This is a genomic window from Corallococcus sp. AB049A (assembly GCF_003668885.1).
GTDB classification, from domain to species: domain Bacteria; phylum Myxococcota; class Myxococcia; order Myxococcales; family Myxococcaceae; genus Corallococcus; species Corallococcus interemptor.
The window spans coordinates 1-1,841 of sequence record NZ_RAWL01000757.1 but is presented as its reverse complement, the minus strand read 5'-3'; the positions used below and the strand labels follow the sequence as shown (position 1 = coordinate 1,841).

The 1,841-nt window shown below is 73.5% G+C and carries 2 protein-coding genes; one reads left to right on the top strand and one right to left on the bottom strand.

Annotation, left to right across the window (positions count from 1 at the left end; genetic code table 11):
• The coding region (locus D7X55_RS45810; RefSeq protein WP_407921819.1) for a hypothetical protein at window positions 1–90 on the bottom strand (90 nt) is incomplete at its 3' end.
• Window positions 91–124: 34 nt separating this feature from the next.
• On the opposite strand from D7X55_RS45810, the gene D7X55_RS39095 reads away from it, so the two are divergent.
• Window positions 125–1,841, top strand: a 1,717-nt coding sequence (locus tag D7X55_RS39095; protein ID WP_233610354.1) for a type 2 lanthipeptide synthetase LanM family protein, incomplete at its 3' end; no start/stop codon positions are given.

Below are 1,841 nucleotides of genomic sequence, written 5' to 3'. Positions count from 1 at the left end.
CTCTCCCCGTGTCCGCAGCCCGAGACGCCGGAGGAGGGGCAGCGGCGGACACCAGCCCTGGAGGCCATGCTGGAGGAGGAAGCTCCCCACCACGCCGGTGAGCAGGAGCCATTTGCGGTTGACGGTGGCGCTGCTGGACCTGGACGAAGGCCGGGTGCTCTACAAGCCGCGCTGCATGCGCGTGGATCTCGCGCTGGAGCGGCTGCTCGCGCGGGTGCTGGCGCCGGAGGCCGGTGCCACGCGGATCCGCGTGCCGTCCGTGCTGGTGCGCGCCGGCTATGGCTGGGCCGAGTTCGTGGAGCACCGCTACTGTGAAGGCGAGGCCGAGCTCGCGCGCTTCTACCGGAACCTGGGCCACTGGCTCGCGGTGATGCGGCTTCTGGGCGGCACGGACCTGCATTCTGAAAACCTCATCGCGCACGGGCCGGTGCCCGTGGTGGTGGACGTGGAGAGCCTCTTCACGCCGGACCCACCTGTGCCTCCGGCGGGGCGCGGGCTGGCGGTGGACCTGGCCGCGAAGGCCATCCGAGGCACCGTCCTGCGCACGGGGCTGCTCCCGGTGCGCAGCGGAGGCCCGGGGCTGGGCGGCCTGGACATCTCCGCGGCGGGCTCGCTCCCGGGGCAGCAGCCGCGCATCCCGGCGCCCCTCATCGTCGGCGGCGGCACGGACGGCGCGCGCCTGGGCATGGCGCTGATGGAGCGCCCGATGGCGAAGAACCATCCCAGCCCGGACCCCGTGCTCGCGCGGCACTGGGATCAGGTCGTGGAGGGCTTCCACGAGCTCACCTCCCGGATGAAGACCCTGGACGCGTACGGCGGGCTGCGGCCGCTGCTGGAGCCGTTCACGGGCGCCGTCGTCCGGCGCATCCTGCGGCCCACGCAGACGTACGCGGAGCTGTCGCGGATGCTCTGGCACCCGGCCTCGCTGTACGACGCGCCCAAGGCCCATGCGCGTGCGCGGGACGTGATGCGCAAGAACGCGGACGTGTCTCCCGGCGCGCCGTCCTCGACGCCCGTCATCGACTCGGAGCTCGCGGACCTGTGCGTGGGGGACATCCCGGTGTTCACCCAGCCGGTGACGCGGAGCGTGCTCGACGCCGCGTTGGAGGCGTGGCGTTCGGTGGACGAGCCGCTGGAGGAGATGACCATCCAGAGCACGCTGATCAGCGCGTACCTCAACGAGAAGACCGTCCCCCCGAGAGTCCCCGCGCCGGCCACGCCCGCGCGCCACGAGCGGCTGGACGTGCGGCGCCGGGCACAGCTGTCCAAGCTGGTCCAACGTGTGAGCGACGCGGCCGTGCGGGGACCGGATGGGACGGTGACGTGGATCAGCCCGGTGCTCGCCGAGCATGGCTGGGCGGTGCGGCCGCTCTCCGCCGAGCACTACAGCGGACAGGGCGGCGTGGCGGTGGTGCTGGCCCAGTACCTGCGCGAGGTGCACCACGGCCGCGCGGACGAGGTGGAAGGCCTGCCCGAGCTGCTGGAGGGCACGCTCGCGGTGCTGCGCGCCACGGAGGACCGCGTGCCGGTGAAGTCGCCGGGTGGCTTCTCCGGGCTCGCGTCCCAGGTGTGGATCTGGTCCACGCTGCACGACCTGGGCACCGTCCCGGGCGCGTTGGACCGGGCCCGCGAGCGCGCGGCGGCGCTGACGCCACAGGCGCTGGACGCGGACGGGCTGTTCGAGGTGCTGGGCGGCGTGGCGGGCGTCATCGTCCCGATGCTCAACCTGGTGGACCAGACCGGCGAGCCGAAGTGGCTGGACGTCGCGGCGCACGCGGGCCGGAGGCTGGAGGACACGGCGCGCAGCGTGGGCGGCGACGCGCGCTGGTCCACGTCGATGT